The following is a 16,406-nucleotide window of genomic DNA, read 5'->3' as shown; positions in this document are numbered from 1 at the left end:
GGACACCGCGCGGGCGGCCGGACCATGGTGGTCATGGGCGGCTCGGTGGCCGACCTGCCGGCCGTGCGGCGCGTGCACGGGTTGGACCGGATCATGCGCGGGGCCTGGGTCGGACCGTGCGCGCCGCCCGCCCCACGGCGCGTCAAAGCCCTGACACCGGAGACCCGTTGACCGTCCGCGGGGGCCGTTCGTGTTTGCCGCCGCGGGGAGGGGCAAGGCGGTGTCCATGAGCGATCCGAACAAGGACACGAACAAGAAGCCCACCAGCACCCGGACCGCCGAGTCCAAGGCGCGCGGCGCCGCCGAGAAGGCGACCGCACCCGCCGCACGGGCCGGACAGGCCACCGCGGACAAGGCCGGTGACGCCGCGTCGGCGGCCAAGGCCGGCGCCCAGCGTTCGGCCGACGCCGCGAACGGCGCCATGCAGACGGCGGCCAAGGGCGTCGCGGCCGGCCGCCAGGCCGTCGTCACCACCTCGGGCCAGGTCGCCGCCACCGCGAAGACGGCGTGGACGGTCATCGCCCACCGCAAGCTCGTCGCGGCCGGCGTGGGCGCCGGCATCACCGCCGTGAGCGCCGCCTCGTACGCGGTGGGCCGCCGCGCCGGACGGCACACGCACGGTCCCCTCACCCGCCTGACCGGCGGCCGGATCTGACACCGCGCCGCCCGGCCGCACCGGCGGGACCGTCGCTCCCGGCCCCTCCCCGTACCCGGCACTTCGCCCGGCCACGGCCGGAACGTACGGCACCACTGCCCGAACAGGGGAAGATGGGACCGCGAGCGAAGTCCCGACCGACGCGGAGGAGTGGGCGCATGCAGCACGACCGAGCCGGGAAGCCGGCCGGCCCCGATGACCTGATCGACGTCGCCAGGCTGGTGACGGCCTACTACGCCCTGCGCCCGGACACCGCCGAGCCCGCCCAGCGCGTGGCCTTCGGCACGTCCGGGCACCGGGGTTCGTCGCTGGCGGCGGCGTTCAACGACGACCACATCGCCGCCACCAGCCAGGCCATCTGCGAGTACCGCTCGGCACAGGGCACCGACGGCCCGCTCTTCCTGGGCGCCGACACCCACGCCCTGTCCGAGCCCGCACGCGTCACCGCACTGGAGGTGTTCGCCGCCAACGACGTGACCGTCCTCATCGACGGCGCGGACGGCTACACCCCCACCCCGGCGGTCTCCCACGCCATCCTCACCCACAACCGGGGCCGCACCTCGGGCCTCGCCGACGGCGTGGTCGTCACCCCCTCGCACAACCCGCCCGCCGACGGCGGCTTCAAGTACAACCCGCCGAACGGGGGCCCGGCCGGTTCCGACGCCACCTCCTGGATCCAGGACCGGGCCAACGAAATCATCACGGCCGGACTGAAGGACGTACGGCGCATCCCCTACACGCGGGCGCTCGCCGCCCCCGGCACCGGACGGTACGACTTCCTCGACACCTACGTCCGCGACCTGCCGAGCGTCCTCGACCTCGACGCGATCCGCTCGGCCGGGGTGCGCATCGGCGCCGACCCGCTGGGCGGCGCCTCCGTCGCGTACTGGGGCCGCATCGCCGAGCAGCACCGCCTCGACCTGACGGTGGTCAACCCGCTCGCCGACCCGACCTGGCGGTTCATGACGCTCGACTGGGACGGCAAGATCCGCATGGACTGCTCGTCGCCGCACGCGATGGCCTCCCTCATCGAGCGGCGCGACCGCTTCGACATCTCCACGGGCAACGACGCCGACGCCGACCGGCACGGCATCGTCACCCCCGACGGCGGCCTGATGAACCCCAACCACTACCTGGCCACCGCCATCGCCTACCTCTACGCCCACCGCACCGACTGGCCGGCCGTCGCGGGCGTCGGCAAGACGCTGGTGTCCTCCGGCATGATCGACCGGGTCGCCGCCGACCTCGGCCGACGGCTGGTCGAAGTCCCCGTGGGCTTCAAGTGGTTCGTCGACGGACTGGTCGACGGCTCCCTCGGCTTCGGCGGCGAGGAGTCCGCCGGGGCGTCGTTCCTGCGCCGGGACGGCTCCGTGTGGACCACCGACAAGGACGGCATCATCCTCGCCCTGCTCGCCTCCGAGATCACCGCCGTCACCGGCAAGACGCCCTCCGAGCACTACGCGGCGCTCACCGCCCGCTTCGGCGAACCCGCCTACGCGCGCATCGACGCGCCCGCCACCCGCGAGGAGAAGGCCCGCCTGGCCAAGCTGTCACCGGCCCAGGTCACCGCCGACACCCTCGCCGGGGAGCCGGTCACCGCCGTCCTCACCGAGGCGCCGGGCAACGGCGCCCCCATCGGCGGCATCAAGGTGACCACCGAGAACGCCTGGTTCGCGGCCCGGCCCTCCGGCACCGAGGACGTCTACAAGATCTACGGCGAGTCCTTCCTCGGCGCGGACCACCTCCGGCAGGTGCAGGACGAGGCCAAAACCGTCGTCCTCGCCGCCCTGGCCGGCTGACGCCGTACCGCGGACACCGTACGTCCTCCCCCGGGCCGGTCAGCCACGGCCGGCCCGGGGGAGCGCCACGGTCAGCCCCCTGATCTCGTAGCCGTCGATCGCCTCCTGGAACGCGACACGCGGTGCCCCGTTCATCCGGACGCCGTCGAGGGCGAACAGGCGGCTGAGGAACACATCGGTCTCCAGCAGGGCGATGTGCGCCCCGGGGCACCGGTGCGGCCCGTCGCAGAAGGAGAGCCCCGCCCCGACCGCCTCGGCGCGCTCGGGGCGCACGAGCAGCGGATCGTCGCCCACGGCCTCCGCGTCGGTGTTGACGTCGTCCAGGTGGACCTCGACGTACTCACCGGGGCGCACGGTCACCGGCCCGTCGGGACAGGGCAGTTCCACGGGCCCGGTGGCCCGCCTGCGCAACCGGCCGATGACCGGCTCCAGCCGCAGCAGCTCCTGGAGCACGGCGAGCCGTCCCGGCTCGTCCGCCGACCGGTAGCGGTCGAGCAGCTCGGGATCCGAGAACAGGTGCCAGGCGGCCAGGCAGACGAACTCGCGCGTCGTGACCATGCCCGCCGCCGCGAACGTCAGGCACTCGCCGAGGATCTCGACGTCCGAGCAGCCCTCCGCGACCAGGTGGGAGATCAGGTCGTCGTGCTCACGGCCGCGGTGCGCGCGGATCGCGGGGCGCACGTCGGCCAGGTGGATGCGGAGCCAGTTGGTGTTCTGCCGCACCAGCCAGTACAGGCCCCGGACACTCGTCAGTCCCGGCTCGCCGAACTCCTCCGGGAAGAACCGCTCCAGCCTGCGGCGGATGCCGGGCCTGCTGTACCGCAGCCCGACGACCTCGCTCACCACTCCGATCGCCAGACCGAAGGCCAGATCGGAGAGCGGTGCCTCACCCGCCTCGCACAGGTGCGCCACCTGCTCCTCGGCGATCCGGACCATCAGCTCCCGGTAGTGCTCGTCCACCCGGCGCGGGGTGAAGAAGCGGGCGGTCTGCCTGCGGTGCTCCCGGTGCTCCGGTCCGTCCCGGTAGAGCACGGGCCGTCGCACGCGCGGCGGGAGCTTCTCCACCGTCTCGACGCCGAGACCGGCCTGCACGGTACCGGGGCCGCGCAGCAGCGCCCGCGCGACGGCGAAATCGTGCACCTGCCACGTTCCGTCCGCCGCCCGGTCGACCGGGCACGCCGGCCGCGGCCGGCCCCGGTCGGCCTTCCGCGCGCAGACCTGTCCGTCCTGCCCCACCGGGCCACCTCCCACTGCGGCCGCGGGGCCCCACCGGCCCCCGGCCCGACGACGTGGTCACAGCATCGGACACCCGCCTGACGCCGACCAGCCCCGGAATCCGCCGTTCTCGGACGCCGCCGGGTCGGGCCGGTCCGAAAACCGGGTGCGCCGCCCGGGCCGCCGTGCGAGGCTCCGCCGGTGGATCGTCAACAGATCTCCCGACTCGCCCACGCCGACCACCCGATCGCGGCCCCGCTCGACGACGGCTCGGTACACCGACTCCTCACCCGCGCGGTCCCCGGCGACGGCGCGCACGTCCTCGACCTCGGCTGCGGGGGCGGGGAGTGGCTCCTGCGCGCCCTTCGCGCGTACCCGGGCCTCACGGCCGAGGGCGTGGACACCTCCGGGAGCGCCCTCGACCGGGCCCGTGCCCAGGCCACCCGGCTCGCGGTGGGGGACCGGCTGACCCTGCACCACCGGGACGCCGCCCGCTTCACCGCCGCGCACCGCTTCGACCTGGTCCTCTGCGTCGGTTCGACGCATGCCTTCGGCGGCCTGTCCGCCACCCTCGCCGCCGCACGTGCGCACCTGGCTCCCCAGGGGCGGGTCCTGGTCGGCGACGGATACTGGGAACGACCACCGTCCTCCGAGGCCGTCGACATGCTCGGCGACCTCGCCGATCTGCCGACGACACTGGACCGGGTCGTCGCCGACGGCTGGACACCCGTCGGCGGGCACATCAGCACCCGGCAGGAACTCGACGACTACGAGTGGTCCTGGACCGGTGCACTGGCCGACTGGGCCCTGCGCCATCCCGACGACCCGGACCGTGCACAGGTACTCGAGACGGCCGGCGCCCACCGCGAGTCGTGGCTCCGCGGCTACCGGGACACGCTGGGCTTCCTGTGCCTGGTCCTGCGCCCGACACACGCCTGACACCGCTGTACCGGAGGCGGGCACCGGGGCGGGTGATGTTTCCCGGATTCGGGGGTAGACGGGCTGGCGTAACGGTCAAGGCTCAGGAAGAGGGCGGATCGGATGAACGGGGCTGCCCGCAAGGGGGATCGGCCGAGAGAAGAGCCGGTCAAGGTTTCGGCGCAGTACGAGGGCATGCCCGGCGACATCGCCCGGGGCCGCGAGCTGGCCCGGATGTTTCTGGCACGGGTGCGGGCGGCACAGGGACCCCCGGTGTCCGACCGCGCGGTGGAACTGGTGCAACTGGTGGTCAGCGAGCTGCTGACGAACGCCTGCAAATACGCGCCGGGCCCCTCACTGGTCGACCTGGAGCTGGCCGAGGACCGGGTGGAGGTCACCGTGTGGGACAGCGAACCGGTGCTGCCGGTCGCCGAGACGGCCGACCCCGCCCGCGTCGGCCGGCACGGGCTGGAGATAGTCATGGCCGTCTGCGAGAGCTTCGAGGTGCACCGGGAACCGGTCGGCAAACGCATGAGGGCCGCGGTGGGGCTCGCCGACCACCTGACCGGCACGGCCGCCCTCGGCCGCCCGGCCTGACCGCCGGCACCTCGCCCCCGGCCCCGCACCGCCGCCGCACGGGCGGCCGCCCCTGGCCCGCAGCCGGTGCGCGACGGACCGAGCGGCCGCGACGCACGGGGCCCGGGACCGGCGGAGCGGGTGAATTGCGCGACCGCTCCCCGCCCCCTCCGGCCCTGCGGAGCGGTTCGGCGCCGCCCGCCGGGGGAACCTGGCGGGATGGACGCCATCGGAAGGCTGTGAGGGTCGTGACGTCACGCTGGGCGGGCCACCGGGACGGCGGGGAACCAGGGCACGACGGGGCGGACGAGACGCCCGGCGCACCGGAGCCCGACTTCCCCCGCGCCGTCCTGCGCGCCCTCGGCGCGGGCGTCCTCACCCTCGGCCCCACCGCCCGGATCACCTCGGTGAACCCCTGGGCCGAGCACCTGCTGGGACGGTCGGAGCGGGAGATGCTCGGCCACGACGCGCACGACCTCCTGCACCGGCACGCCGACGGCAGCCCCGTGCCGCGCGACCGGTGCGCGCTGCGCAGCCCCCTGCACGGGGTGCCCGCCGAGGAGGGCAGCGACGAGTACTTCCAGCGCGCCGACGGCACCACGGTCCCCATCATCTGGGCGACGACCCCCCTCGTACGCGGCGGACGCCAGGAAGGGCTGGTGCTGGTCTTCCACGACTTCAGCCTGCACCGCAGCGCCGCCGAGGAGACCGAGGCGCGGACCGCCGCCCTGGAGACCCTCACCGCCCAGCTGCACCTGGTCGCCGAGATCTCCACGGTGCTGGTCCCCACCGAGGGCGCCTCCACCACGCTCCGCCGCCTCGTACGGCTGCTGGTGCCGGAACTGGGGCAGTGGGCGGCGGTCGACGTCTACCCGGGGCAGTCGGACGTACTGGAACGCGTCGCCGTCCGCAGCAGCACCCGGCCGGACCGGGCCAGACCACTGCGCGGCCCCATGGCCTCGTTGCCGGACCAGGCCCGCGCCGCGCTGACCCTGCTCGTCAAGGGCGACCGGCCCGTCCCCCTGAAGGCCGAGGAGCTGTTCCAGGACCCGGAGAACCCGCTCGCCACCACCCACCGGGTGCTGTTCGAACGGCTCGGCGGACACGCGGCCGTCGTCGTCCCCCTCCGCACCCGGCACCGGTCCTACGGCATCCTGACCGTGGCCCGCGCCGACGAGCGCCCCGCGCACACCGAGGCCGAGATCGCGCTGCTGGCCGACATCGGCCGCCGCGTCGGACTGGTCCTGGACAACGCCCGGCTCTACCACGAGCAGCAGAACGTCGCCGAGACCATGCAGCGCCAGCTCCTCACCCCCCTCCCGCAGGTGGACCACCTCCGGATGGCCGCCCGCTACTGGCCCGCCGAGAGCGCCATGGAGGTCGGCGGCGACTGGTACGACGCCTTCCTCCTCGGCGACGGCGTCCTGGCCCTGGTCATCGGGGACGTCGTCGGACACGACCTGCAGGCCGCCGCGCACATGGCCGAGGTCCGCAACATGCTGCGCGCCCTCGCCTGGGACCACCAGGAGCCGCCCAGCGTGATCATGCGCCGCCTGGACGAAGCGGTGACCAACACCAGCGACGCCCCCATGGCCACCCTCGTCTTCGCCCGCGTCGAGGGCGCCGAGGGCGGCCCCTGGCGCCTCCACTGGGTCAACGCGGGTCACCCGCCGCCCCTGCTGGTCGCGCGGGACGGCGAGACACGCTTCCTGGAGGGCGGCCACGGCCCGCTCATCGGCATGAGTGCCACCCTGCGCCTCGGCCTGGACTGGCCCGACACCCGTGCGGAACTCCCGCCGGAGAGCATCCTCCTGCTCTACACCGACGGCCTGGTGGAGAGCCGCGACCGCCCCATCGACACCGGAATGGACCAGCTCCGCCACCACGCCGGAGTCCTCGCCCGGCGGCTGGAGAAGTGGAGCGTCGACGACTTCTGCGACGAACTGCTCGCCCGCATCGCGCCCCGCGGCGACGACGTGGCCCTGCTCGCCCTGCGCCTGCCCGCCACCGGAGCCGGCGGCCCCGCCGACACCTCGCCGCCCCCACCGCCCCAGTCCGGGCACAGCGAGGCCACCCCCGACCGGGCCGCGCCCGGCTCCCGGCGCCAGGAGGCCGAGGTGAAGGACCCGACCCACGCCGCCCCGGAGGAGTAGAGCCGCGGACGACGGAACACCGCGGATGACGCCCCGTCCGCACCGGCCAACCACCGTGCCGCACCGGTGTGTTCGGCCCTCGGCCCGGAGGCCGCCCGGGCACCCGGACGGGCGGCTCGTTCACCCGGCTGAGCGCCTTGAGTGGTGCGAGCGGGACGGCTGGCTGACGGTGATTCACGTCGAGACCGGGTCACCTCAGCTGACGAAGCACCAGCTGCCCGGTCGTGACGGAAGGAACCTCAGATGCGTTCTGCTCGGATGCTCCTGACCACGGCGGCGGCCTCGGCCGTCATCGTCCTCGGCGCACCCGGCGCCTACGCGGCGGCCGGCGGCGACTGGGACCACGACGACTCCTCCTACAGCAAGGAGCACGACAACGGAGGCAAGCACGAGGAGCCGCGCGGCGGCATGCACACCGGTGGCGGCGCGCTGGCCGCGGTGAGCGAGGGCGACTGGAACCACGACGACACCTCCTCCGGCAAGGAGCACGACAACGGGGGCAAGCACGAGGAGCCGCGCGGCGGCATGCACACCGGTGGCGGCGCGCTGGCCGCGGTGAGCGAGGGCGACTGGGACGGCGGCGGCAAGGAGTCCAAGCAGGGCTCCGAGACGTACCAGCAGGACGAGGGCGAGAAGTCCTGGGGCGGCGGCGAGAACGAGAAGCCGCGCGGTGGCATGCACACCGGCGGTGGCGCACTGGACGCGCCGACCACGACCGCGGGCGGGCTGGCCGTCCTGGCCGTCGCCGCGACCGGTCTGTACGCCGTCCGACGCAAGAAGTCGGCCCACGGAATGGCGTAAGCCGTGCCGGGCGCGATAGCAGCCGGGCCGCCACCCAGGAACCGCGGGGCGGCCCGGCTCGCTTCCACCCACCGTGTCCGCCGTGCTGCCGTGTCCTAGTGAGGTGCTCCCCGATGGCAGTCCCCCCTTCCGCCCCAGCCCCCGCCGACGACGAGACGGCGACGACCGGTCAGGGTTCCCGCTCGGGCCTGATGACGCTGTGCGCCGTGGCCCTGCTGATCCTGGCGGTCAGCCTGGTCGGCGGCAACGACACCTCGGCCGACTCCTCCCGCCCCCCGCTGCCCGCACGGCCCGGCACGACCGCGTCGTCCGCCCCGCCCGCCACCGCCGCGGCGGGCTCCGCCCTGCCCCGCTCGAAGCCGGTGCGCCTGCTGGTCCCGGAGATCTCCGTCGACGCCCCCTTCACCGACCTCGCCATCGGTGCCAACGGGCAGCTGCAGCCCCCGCCGGCCGCCGACACCAACCTCGTCGGCTGGTACGCCAAGGGCGCCTCCCCCGGCGAGAAGGGGACCTCGATCATCGCCGGGCACGTGGACACGAAGACGTCCGCCGCCGTCTTCGCCCGCCTGGACCAGCTCGACAAGGGCGACAAGTTCCAGGTCGAGCGCGCCGACGGACGCAGCGCGACGTTCGTGGTCGACAGCACGGAGACCTTCGCCAAGGACGAGTTCCCCAGCGAACGCGTCTACGGCGACACCGACCGCCCCGAGGTGCGCCTCATCACCTGTGCGGGCGACTACGACCACAAGGTCAAGGACTACACGGACAACCTGGTCGTCTTCGCGCACCTCACCTGAGGCTCCCGGGCCGTCCCCGGTACCGGTCACCCGCGCAGTGCACACGAGTCGCGCGCCGTCGGGGCCCGACACAGGATCGAGGCAAGCCGGCGTCGCATCACCGCGGCCGACGTTCAGTCCCACCCCCGCGAAGGAGATGTGCGCGCGATGACCACCACGCCCACCCCCGCTGCCGAACCGCTCGCCTCCGAGGAGCTGACGCGACAGCTGTCGCACCAGGTCTCGCAGTCCGTGTTCGACGGCTCCCGCCTGCGGGTCGTCCTGCTGGTGGAGGTCTACGACGGAGCCCAGCAGCAGTTCCTCGAGACGTACGAGAACCTGCGCAGCCACGTCGAGTCCGTCCCCGGGCACATCGGCGAGCAGCTGTGCCAGTCCATCGAGAACCCCTCCCAGTGGCTCATCACCAGCGAGTGGGAGAGCGCACCGCCGTTCCTGAACTGGGTGAGCAGCGAGGAGCACGTGCGGATGGTCAAGCCGCTGCACAGCTGCGTGCGGGACACCAGGTCGCTGCGGTTCCACGTGGTCCGCGAGACCGGCCGCTCGGAGACGGGCGCCGGACCCGGCCGGGGCGGGCTGCAGTCGGCGCCCCGCGTCGGCGACGGTGTCATCCGGCACGCGCTCACCTTCACGGTGAAGCCGGGCAGCGAGGACGCGGTCGGCAAGATCCTCGCCGACTACGCCTCGCCCGAGCCGCGGGTCGACGACACCACGCGGCTGTGCCGCACCTCCCTGTTCCTGCACGGCAACCGGGTGGTGCGGGCCATCGAGGTGCGCGGCGACCTGCTCGCGGCCCTGCGGCACGTGGCCGAGCAGCCCGAGGTGCGGGCCGTCGAGGAGGCCATCAACCCGTACCTGGAGCAGGAGCGGGACCTCGGCGACCCGGAGTCGGCCCGGGTGTTCTACACGCGCGCGGCGCTGCCCGCGGTCCACCACGTGACGGCGGGGGAGCAGGACCCTCGGGCGACGCGGCACGCGCTGTCCTACCCGGCCCGGCCGGGGTGCGGGATGCGCCTGGCCCAGCTCCTCGCCGAGCGCGACGAGGCGGCGGCGAACGAGCCGGGCGGCCCCGTCCTGTGCAGCACCATCTTCCAGCGCGACGACGTCGTGGTGCGGCTGGTCGACGTACGGGGCGACCTCCACGGGGGCGACCCGGCGGTGACCCTCGGTCTTCCGGACCCGGAGCGGGCGGCCGAACTGACGACCCTGCTGGACGGCTTCACCGACGCCGGTTCCCCCGGGGACGGCGGACTCGTCCGCGCTCTGGAGGGCGCCCGCATGGAACTGGTCACCGACCGGCGTGCGCCGGACGCCTGAACGGCCCGCGCACACGTCGGCCGCCGGACCGCTGGGTGGCGGTCCGGCGGCCGACGCGTGTGCGTCCGCGGGTCAGCTCACTTCGGCACGGTGCAGTCGAAGGCGTGCAGGTACGGGTTGACCGGGCGGATGTCGCCGATGACGAGGCCCGCGTCGGTCAGCCGGCCGACCATGCTGTCGGTGGTGTGCTTGGCGCCGCCGACGTTGAGGAGGAGCAGCAGGTCCATGGCGGTGCTGAACCGCATCGAGGGGCTGTCGTCGACGAGGTTCTCGATGACGACGACCCGCGCCCCGGGCCCGCCGGCCGCCATGACGTTGCGCAGGGCGCGAGCGGTGCTCTCGTCGTCCCACTCCAGGATGTTCTTGATGACGTACACGTCGGCCCGCACGGGGATGGCCTCGCGGCAGTCGCCCGGCACGATCCGGACGCGGTCCGCGAGCGAGCCGCCCTCGCGCAGCCGGGGGTCGGCGTTCTCCACCACCCGCGGCAGGTCGAGCAGGGTGCCCTGCATGGCGGGGTACTTCTCCAGCAGGCTCGCCACCACGTGCCCCTGGCCGCCGCCGATGTCGGCGACCGACGCGCTGCCCGACAGGTCGAGCAGCGCGGCGACGTCCTGGGCCGACTGCCGGCTGGACGTCGTCATGGCACGGTTGAACACCTCGGCCGACTGGGGGGCGTCCTCGTTGAGGTAGGTGAAGAACTCCTTGCCGTACAGGCCCTCGACGACGTTGGAGCCGGTGCGTACCGCCTCGTCGAGCAGGGGCCAGGCGTCCCAGGTCCACGGCTCGGTGCACCACAGGGTGATGTTGCGCAGGCTGTGCGGGTCGTCCTCGCGCAGCAGGCGGGACATGTCGGTGTGCGCGAAGGCGCCGTCCTTGTGCTCGGTGAAGACGCCGTAGCAGGTCAGGGCGCGCAGCAGCCGGCGCAGCGGCTTGGGCTCGGTCTTCACCGCGGCCGCGAGGTCCTCCACGGCCGTGGGGGTCTCGCCGAGGGCGTCGGCGACACCGAGCCGGGCGGCCGCGCGGAGGGCGGCGGCACACGCCGCCCCGAACACGAGCTCCCTCAGCCGCATGGGCGGGGGCGGGGCAGTCTGTGCGGTCGTCATGTGCCGCTTTCCTTCCTTCTTCGGTCCATGGGCCCTCTTCGGTCCACGGGTGGCTGCGGCCGGCTCAGCACAGGCCCGCGGGCTTGGAGGCGCCGCAGGCGTTGCCGGTGAAGGTGTTGCTCCTGGCGGTGTCGCCGGTCCCGGCGTTCACCAGGTCGGCGGGGGAGTTCCCGCTCAGCCGGTTGCCGTTGACCTCGTTCTTCGCGTTGGCGGTGCCCACCATGCTCGCGGCCAGGACGATGCCGCCCGACATCGACGACGTGCCCGAGTTGCCCTCGACGGTGTTGTCGGCGACCAGGACCTTCTCGACGCCGGTCAGGACGATGCCGGAGCCCTGGAGCGCCTCCAGCCGGTCGGTCTTCGGGCACGACTTGTTGTTGCGCACCACGTGGTTGTCGCGCACGACCAGGTCGCCGGCCTTGGGCTTGTTCTCGTCGCCGACGACGAACACGCCCGCGCAGTTGCCGGTGATGTGGTTGTCCGCGACGGCGAGGTTGCGCAGCCGCCGGACGGTGACGCCGATGCGGTTGCCCTCGAGCCGGTTGTGCGCGACGAGGGTGCCCTCGGTGTCGGCGGCGCCCTCCTCGGCCTTGATGTTGTTGGCGAGGAAGATGCCCGCGTCGCCGTTGTCGCGGGCGGTGTTGCCGCGGAAGGTGCCGTGGACCGAGCGCTCCTGGGCGATGCCCCAGACACCGTTCTTCACCGCGTTCACGTTCCGGACCGTCAGCCCGTCGGTGGCCATGGAGAACACGCCGGTGCGGGTGAAGCCGGTGACCGTGAGGTCGGCGACGGTGATGCCCTTGACGTTCTTGTCCTTCGTCCCGATCACGCAGATGCCGTTGCCGCCCTCGGCGCAGGTGTTGCCGTCGGCCGCCTTCTTCGTGCTCGGCCTGACGACCGTGCCGCGGCCCACGCCGCGCAGGGTGAGTCCCGGAGTGCTCACCTTGACGCTCTCGTAGTAGGTGCCGGGGGCGACCAGGACGGTGTCGCCCGAGTGGGCGGCGTCCACCGCCTTCTGGATCGACTCTCCGGGGTGGACCACGTGGGTCATGGGGACGGAGGACGCGGGAGCCGCGCCGAGCGCCGTCCCGATCATCGCTGCGGTGCACACCAGGTACACGACATGGCATTTCTTCATATTCGGAAAGGTATGCCTGAAATATTCCCCGACGGTGGTGATGAGCCATCCGACGGCGTGTCATGAACGGGCGCTGAAGCGGTGGTTCTTGGGCACAAGGCGTACATGATCTTCATGTCGGCCATCCGTGGAGGAGCGACAACGTGACCGTGCCCGAACGCCGTGCCCCAGACAGACGTGCGAGGCGTCGCTTCGACCTCCGGGCGACGACCGTGACGTTCGGCCTCGCCGCCATCGCCCTGGTCCTGGCCGGGTGGGTCGTGCGCATGGCGTTCGACGTCGCGGAACGGCGCCCGGCGTGGGTGCTCGTCCTGCTGCTCGGGACGGTCACGGCCGTCCTTCTGCGCCGGCGGGTGCGCGGCCGCGACCCCGCGGCACGGGCGGCCCTGCGCACCACGGACGCCCTGGCGGTGGCCACGGCGACGACCCTGGACGAACTGGAGGAGGACCGCGCGGCGCGACCGGCGGAGCACGCGCCCGGCGAGGAGACCACCCTGCTCGTCCCCACCGAGCACCTGGAGCTCAGCCCCGACGAGTTCGAGGAGGCGATAGCCGACCTGTGCCGGCGGGACGGCTGCGCCGAGGTCGAGGTCGTGGGCGGGGCGGGCGACCTCGGCGCCGACGTGCTGGCGGTGGCGCCCGACGGCCGGCGGATCGTCATCCAGTGCAAGCGCTACAGCGACGACAACAAGGTCGGCTCCCAGGACCTCCAGCGTTTCGGCGGCACCTGCTTCACCGTCCACGAGGCCGATGTGGCGGTCCTCGTCACCAGCACCGACTTCACCGCACCGGCCGCGGACTACGCCGAGCGGTCCGGCATAGTCTGCGTGAACGAGGAGCGGCTGCGCGACTGGTGCGAGGGCGGGGGACCGGCCCCCTGGGAGCCGCTCCCGCCCGAGGCGGAGGGGACGGGGCCCGCCGGCCGGACCCAGGGATGAGCGGGGCCACCCGCCCACCCGCGGTCGGCGGGTGGAGAGGCGTTTTCCCGCCGCCGGGTGGCAACCTGGGCGGCATGGGCAAGACCGCGCTGATCGTCATCGACATGATCAACACCTACGACCACCAGGACGCCGAGCACCTGATCCCGGCCGTGGAGGCCGTGCTGCCGAAGGTCACCGGCCTGCTCGAGCGGGCGAGGCGGCAGGGCGTCCCGGTGATCTACGTCAACGACAACTTCGGGGAGTGGCGCTCGCACCACGGCGAGATCCTCGACAAGGCCCTCTCCGGACCCCACTCCCGGCTCGTCGAGCCACTGAAGCCCGACGAGTCCTCCCTCTTCGTGGTCAAGGCACGTCACTCGGTCTTCTTCGAGACCCCGCTGACCTACCTGCTCCACCAGCAGGGAATCGACCGGCTCGTGCTGTGCGGGCAGGTGACCGAGCAGTGCGTGCTGTACTCGGCGCTCGACGCGCACATCCGCCACCTCCAGGTCATCGTGCCGCGCGACGCGGTGGCCCACATCCACGCCGACCTGGCGGACGCGGCGCTGCGCATGATGGAGCGGAACATGGGCGCCCTGGTGTGCGACAGCGGCGAGCTGTGGACGTGAGGGGACCCGCCGCCCCGTGAGAGGGGCGGGTGCCCGGTGTCAGCTCCGCAGGCTGCGTACGGGCAGGACGACCTGAGCCGCCGAGGAGAGGGTGTCCTCGTCGTTGGCGAAGGCGGCGACCGCCTCGCCGTCACCGGGCTCGCCGCCGGGCCAGGGACGGGTGGCGAAGATGAGACAGGCGTAGCCTCGCTGGTCCACCGCCGCCCGCCACCGCTGGGTGGGAACGAACTGGGCGTTGACGCCCGGCATGGTGAGGGCCGCCGCGCCCGGCACGACGAGCAGCCCGACCGGCAGCGCGGGCAGGACGGTCGCGTCCAGGACGGTGTCGCCGCCCACGGCGAGTCCGGCACGGCTCAGCAGCCCTTCCACGGCGGCCGGGGCCGCCTCCGGGCCGCCCGCCCCGTCGCCGAGGGAGCAGGCGAGGAGGAAGGGGACGTCGCCGGCGGGCGTCTCACGGCTCCAGCACATGATGACGAGCGTGCCGAGGTCGGCGGTTCGCAGGGGGCGCGGGTCAGTGGAGATCGAGGTCACCGCGAAACCGTAAGCGGGCGCGCGGACGCACCCGCCCGGCTGTCACCCGACTGGACGACACCTCCGCGTTTCTTCACACGAACGAGGGGTGCCCGCCCGGCGCCGGTGCCGACCCGACCGTGACCGGGCGCAGGCGACGTGCGACGTCGACCCTTGACAGCCGGTGCTCCGCCATGTGTGACTTCCCCAGGACGTCGGACCTCCTGCGTTCTCGGTCACCGGGGCCCCGTCCCGCCCGCCCGCTCGTCCCCGACGCGTGTCTCCCCCTCGCACGGGCCCGCACAGGATCGCCATGTCATCTGCCCGCACCATCCCGACCTCCCCGCCCTGGTACCGCGAGGTCACCCGGCAGAAGTGGAAGTCCTTCTTCGCCGCCTGGATCGGCTACCTCCTCGACGGTTTCGACTTCGTCCTCATCACCCTGGTGCTGACCGAGATCGCCGACGACTTCGCACTGACGACCGTCGAATCCGCCAGCCTGGTCTCCGGGGCCTTCATCACCCGCTGGCTGGGCGGCGCCGTGCTCGGCGCGCTCGGCGACCGGTTCGGCCGCAAGAGCGCCATGGTGGCCAGCATCCTGCTGTACTCGGTCGGCACCTTCGCCTGCGGCTTCGCCTGGGACTACACCAGCCTGTTCACCGCCCGCCTGCTGATCGGCATGGGCATGGCCGGCGAGTACAGCGCCGGCGCCACCTACGTCCTGGAGAGCTGGCCCGCCCGGCTGCGCAACCGCGCCTCCGGATTCCTCATCTCCGGCTTCTCGCTGGGCGGCGTACTGGCTGCCGAGGTGTACGAGCACGTGGTGCCCGGACACGGCTGGCGCTGGCTGTTCTACATCGGCCTGTTCCCGGTCGTCGTCGCGCTGTGGGTACGCCGGGCGCTGCCCGAGGCCGACGACTGGCAGGCGCGGGTGGCGGCCACCGGGGAACGGCCCCACCCCTTGCGGCCGCTGTTCGCGGACCGCCGCCGGGCGACGGTGAACACCGTGCTCGCGGCCGTCGCCACAGGGTCGCTCTTCGCGGTGTTCACGCCGCTCGGAGCGGGCGCGGTGCCCGTCCTCTCCGTCCTGTCGGCGGCCTGCCTCGTCGCCTTCGCGGTGCAACTGGGCGGCCGCAAACGGTGGGTGCTCCTCGTCGCGCTCTGCGTCACCGTCTTCTGCGCCTTCCTCTACAGCTGGCCCGTCCAGGCGCTGCTGCCCACCTACCTCAAGACGGAACTGGGCTTCACTCCGGCGCAGGTCAGCGACGCGCTGTACTACGCCGGATTCGGCACGACGACGGGCTGCGTCGTCGCCGGGTTCACGGGCGACCGGTTCGGCACCCGCAGGGCGTACGCCTGCACCCTGGCGGTCGGCGTGGTCTTCGTGTTCCCCGTCTTCGCCATCCGGGACAGCCAACTGCAACTGGGCGTCCTGCTGTTCCTGATGCTCGCCTGCGGTCAGGGCATCTCCGGGCTGCTGCCCAAGTACATCGCCGGGCACTTCCCGACCGAGACGCGGGCCGCGTTCCTGGGCTTCACCTACAACGTCGGCGCGCTGGGCGGGGCCGTGGCGCCGGTGCTCGGGGCGAGGCTGGCGTCGAGCATGTCCCTGGGCCAGTCGCTGGCGGTGCTGACCTTCTCGCTGACCCTCGTGGTGATCCTGCTGATCGGCTTCGACGTCCCGCGCCGGCTCAACCGGCTCGTCGACGCGGAGGCCGTCCCCGACCACCTCGCCGCCGAGGCGGCGGTGCCGGACAGCCCGGAACGCGCGCCGTCGGTGCCGTGAGGCATGCGGGGGCCGGGGGGGGAGGGGCGTGCTCCGACTGGCCCAAGCCACGGTGACCCACGCGGCGATCGGCGGTCACGTGATGTAAC

At 73.2% G+C, this 16,406-nt stretch carries 15 protein-coding genes; 11 read left to right on the top strand and 4 right to left on the bottom strand.

Translation table 11 applies throughout. The annotated features are described in order from the left end of the window. The first annotated feature begins 226 nt into the window (after positions 1 to 226). Both BJ961_RS20310 and pgm read left to right on the top strand, forming a co-directional pair. Positions 227 to 655, top strand: a complete 429-nt coding sequence (locus tag BJ961_RS20310; protein WP_271414209.1) for a hypothetical protein — start codon at positions 227 to 229, stop codon at positions 653 to 655. A 158-nt stretch (positions 656 to 813) separates the two neighbouring features. Further along, positions 814 to 2,454, top strand: a complete 1,641-nt coding sequence (pgm, locus tag BJ961_RS20305) for a phosphoglucomutase (alpha-D-glucose-1,6-bisphosphate-dependent) (protein WP_271414208.1) — start codon at positions 814 to 816, stop codon at positions 2,452 to 2,454. Positions 2,455 to 2,493: 39 nt separating this feature from the next. Here pgm and BJ961_RS20300 read toward each other — a convergent pair whose 3' ends face one another. Next, positions 2,494 to 3,690, bottom strand: a complete 1,197-nt coding sequence (locus BJ961_RS20300) for a cytochrome P450 (RefSeq protein ID WP_271414207.1) — start codon at positions 3,688 to 3,690, stop codon at positions 2,494 to 2,496. 180 nt (positions 3,691 to 3,870) lie between these two features. Here BJ961_RS20300 and BJ961_RS20295 point away from each other — a divergent pair, with 180 nt between their 5' ends. The 6 genes from BJ961_RS20295 to BJ961_RS20270 all read left to right on the top strand — a co-directional run bounded on the left by BJ961_RS20295 (position 3,871) and on the right by BJ961_RS20270 (position 10,228). Beyond that, positions 3,871 to 4,608 (top strand): SAM-dependent methyltransferase, encoded by a 738-nt coding sequence (locus BJ961_RS20295; RefSeq protein WP_271414206.1) that lies wholly within the window; start codon positions 3,871 to 3,873, stop codon positions 4,606 to 4,608. 102 nt (positions 4,609 to 4,710) lie between these two features. Beyond that, positions 4,711 to 5,184 (top strand): ATP-binding protein, encoded by a 474-nt coding sequence (locus BJ961_RS20290; protein WP_271414205.1) that lies wholly within the window; start codon positions 4,711 to 4,713, stop codon positions 5,182 to 5,184. 227 nt (positions 5,185 to 5,411) lie between these two features. After that, the gene (locus BJ961_RS20285) at positions 5,412 to 7,316 is read left to right on the top strand and encodes a SpoIIE family protein phosphatase (RefSeq protein ID WP_271414204.1); all 1,905 of its coding nucleotides are present in this window, start codon (positions 5,412 to 5,414) and stop codon (positions 7,314 to 7,316) included. A gap of 243 nt (positions 7,317 to 7,559) precedes the next feature. Next, positions 7,560 to 8,117 (top strand): hypothetical protein, encoded by a 558-nt coding sequence (locus tag BJ961_RS20280; protein ID WP_271414203.1) that lies wholly within the window; start codon positions 7,560 to 7,562, stop codon positions 8,115 to 8,117. A gap of 113 nt (positions 8,118 to 8,230) precedes the next feature. After that, complete coding sequence (locus BJ961_RS20275) at positions 8,231 to 8,914, top strand: class F sortase (RefSeq protein WP_271414202.1); 684 nt, start codon at positions 8,231 to 8,233, stop codon at positions 8,912 to 8,914. 147 nt (positions 8,915 to 9,061) lie between these two features. Continuing rightward, positions 9,062 to 10,228 carry a SchA/CurD-like domain-containing protein gene (locus tag BJ961_RS20270; RefSeq protein WP_271414201.1) on the top strand — a complete coding sequence of 389 codons (1,167 nt, stop codon included), beginning with the start codon at positions 9,062 to 9,064 and terminating at the stop codon, positions 10,226 to 10,228. Between the two features lie 77 nt (positions 10,229 to 10,305). Here the strand turns inward: BJ961_RS20270 and BJ961_RS20265 are convergent, their stop codons facing one another. Together BJ961_RS20265 and BJ961_RS20260 are read right to left on the bottom strand one after the other, a co-directional pair. Then, positions 10,306 to 11,334, bottom strand: coding sequence for a methyltransferase (locus BJ961_RS20265; RefSeq protein ID WP_271414200.1), 1,029 nt, complete (start codon positions 11,332 to 11,334; stop codon positions 10,306 to 10,308). 64 nt (positions 11,335 to 11,398) lie between these two features. Continuing rightward, positions 11,399 to 12,472 (bottom strand): right-handed parallel beta-helix repeat-containing protein, encoded by a 1,074-nt coding sequence (locus BJ961_RS20260; RefSeq protein WP_271414199.1) that lies wholly within the window; start codon positions 12,470 to 12,472, stop codon positions 11,399 to 11,401. 143 nt (positions 12,473 to 12,615) lie between these two features. On the opposite strand from BJ961_RS20260, the gene BJ961_RS20255 reads away from it, so the two are divergent. Beyond that, positions 12,616 to 13,410, top strand: coding sequence for a restriction endonuclease (locus BJ961_RS20255; protein ID WP_271414198.1), 795 nt, complete (start codon positions 12,616 to 12,618; stop codon positions 13,408 to 13,410). Between the two features lie 74 nt (positions 13,411 to 13,484). After that, positions 13,485 to 14,021, top strand: coding sequence for a cysteine hydrolase family protein (locus BJ961_RS20250; protein ID WP_271414197.1), 537 nt, complete (start codon positions 13,485 to 13,487; stop codon positions 14,019 to 14,021). A 39-nt stretch (positions 14,022 to 14,060) separates the two neighbouring features. On the opposite strand, the gene BJ961_RS20245 is transcribed toward BJ961_RS20250, so the two are convergent. Next, positions 14,061 to 14,552 (bottom strand): DUF5949 family protein, encoded by a 492-nt coding sequence (locus BJ961_RS20245; RefSeq protein WP_271414196.1) that lies wholly within the window; start codon positions 14,550 to 14,552, stop codon positions 14,061 to 14,063. Positions 14,553 to 14,844: 292 nt separating this feature from the next. On the opposite strand from BJ961_RS20245, the gene BJ961_RS20240 reads away from it, so the two are divergent. Then, positions 14,845 to 16,317: a sialate:H+ symport family MFS transporter gene (locus tag BJ961_RS20240; protein WP_271414195.1), complete on the top strand. Its 1,473-nt coding sequence runs from the start codon at positions 14,845 to 14,847 to the stop codon at positions 16,315 to 16,317. Positions 16,318 to 16,406: the final 89 nt, after the last annotated feature.

Origin of the sequence: Streptomyces lienomycini, from assembly GCF_027947595.1 — a bacterium.
GTDB lineage: Bacteria > Actinomycetota > Actinomycetes > Streptomycetales > Streptomycetaceae > Streptomyces > Streptomyces lienomycini.
The sequence above is the reverse complement of the archived record's forward strand: the minus strand, read 5'-3'. Positions and strand labels throughout refer to the sequence as shown.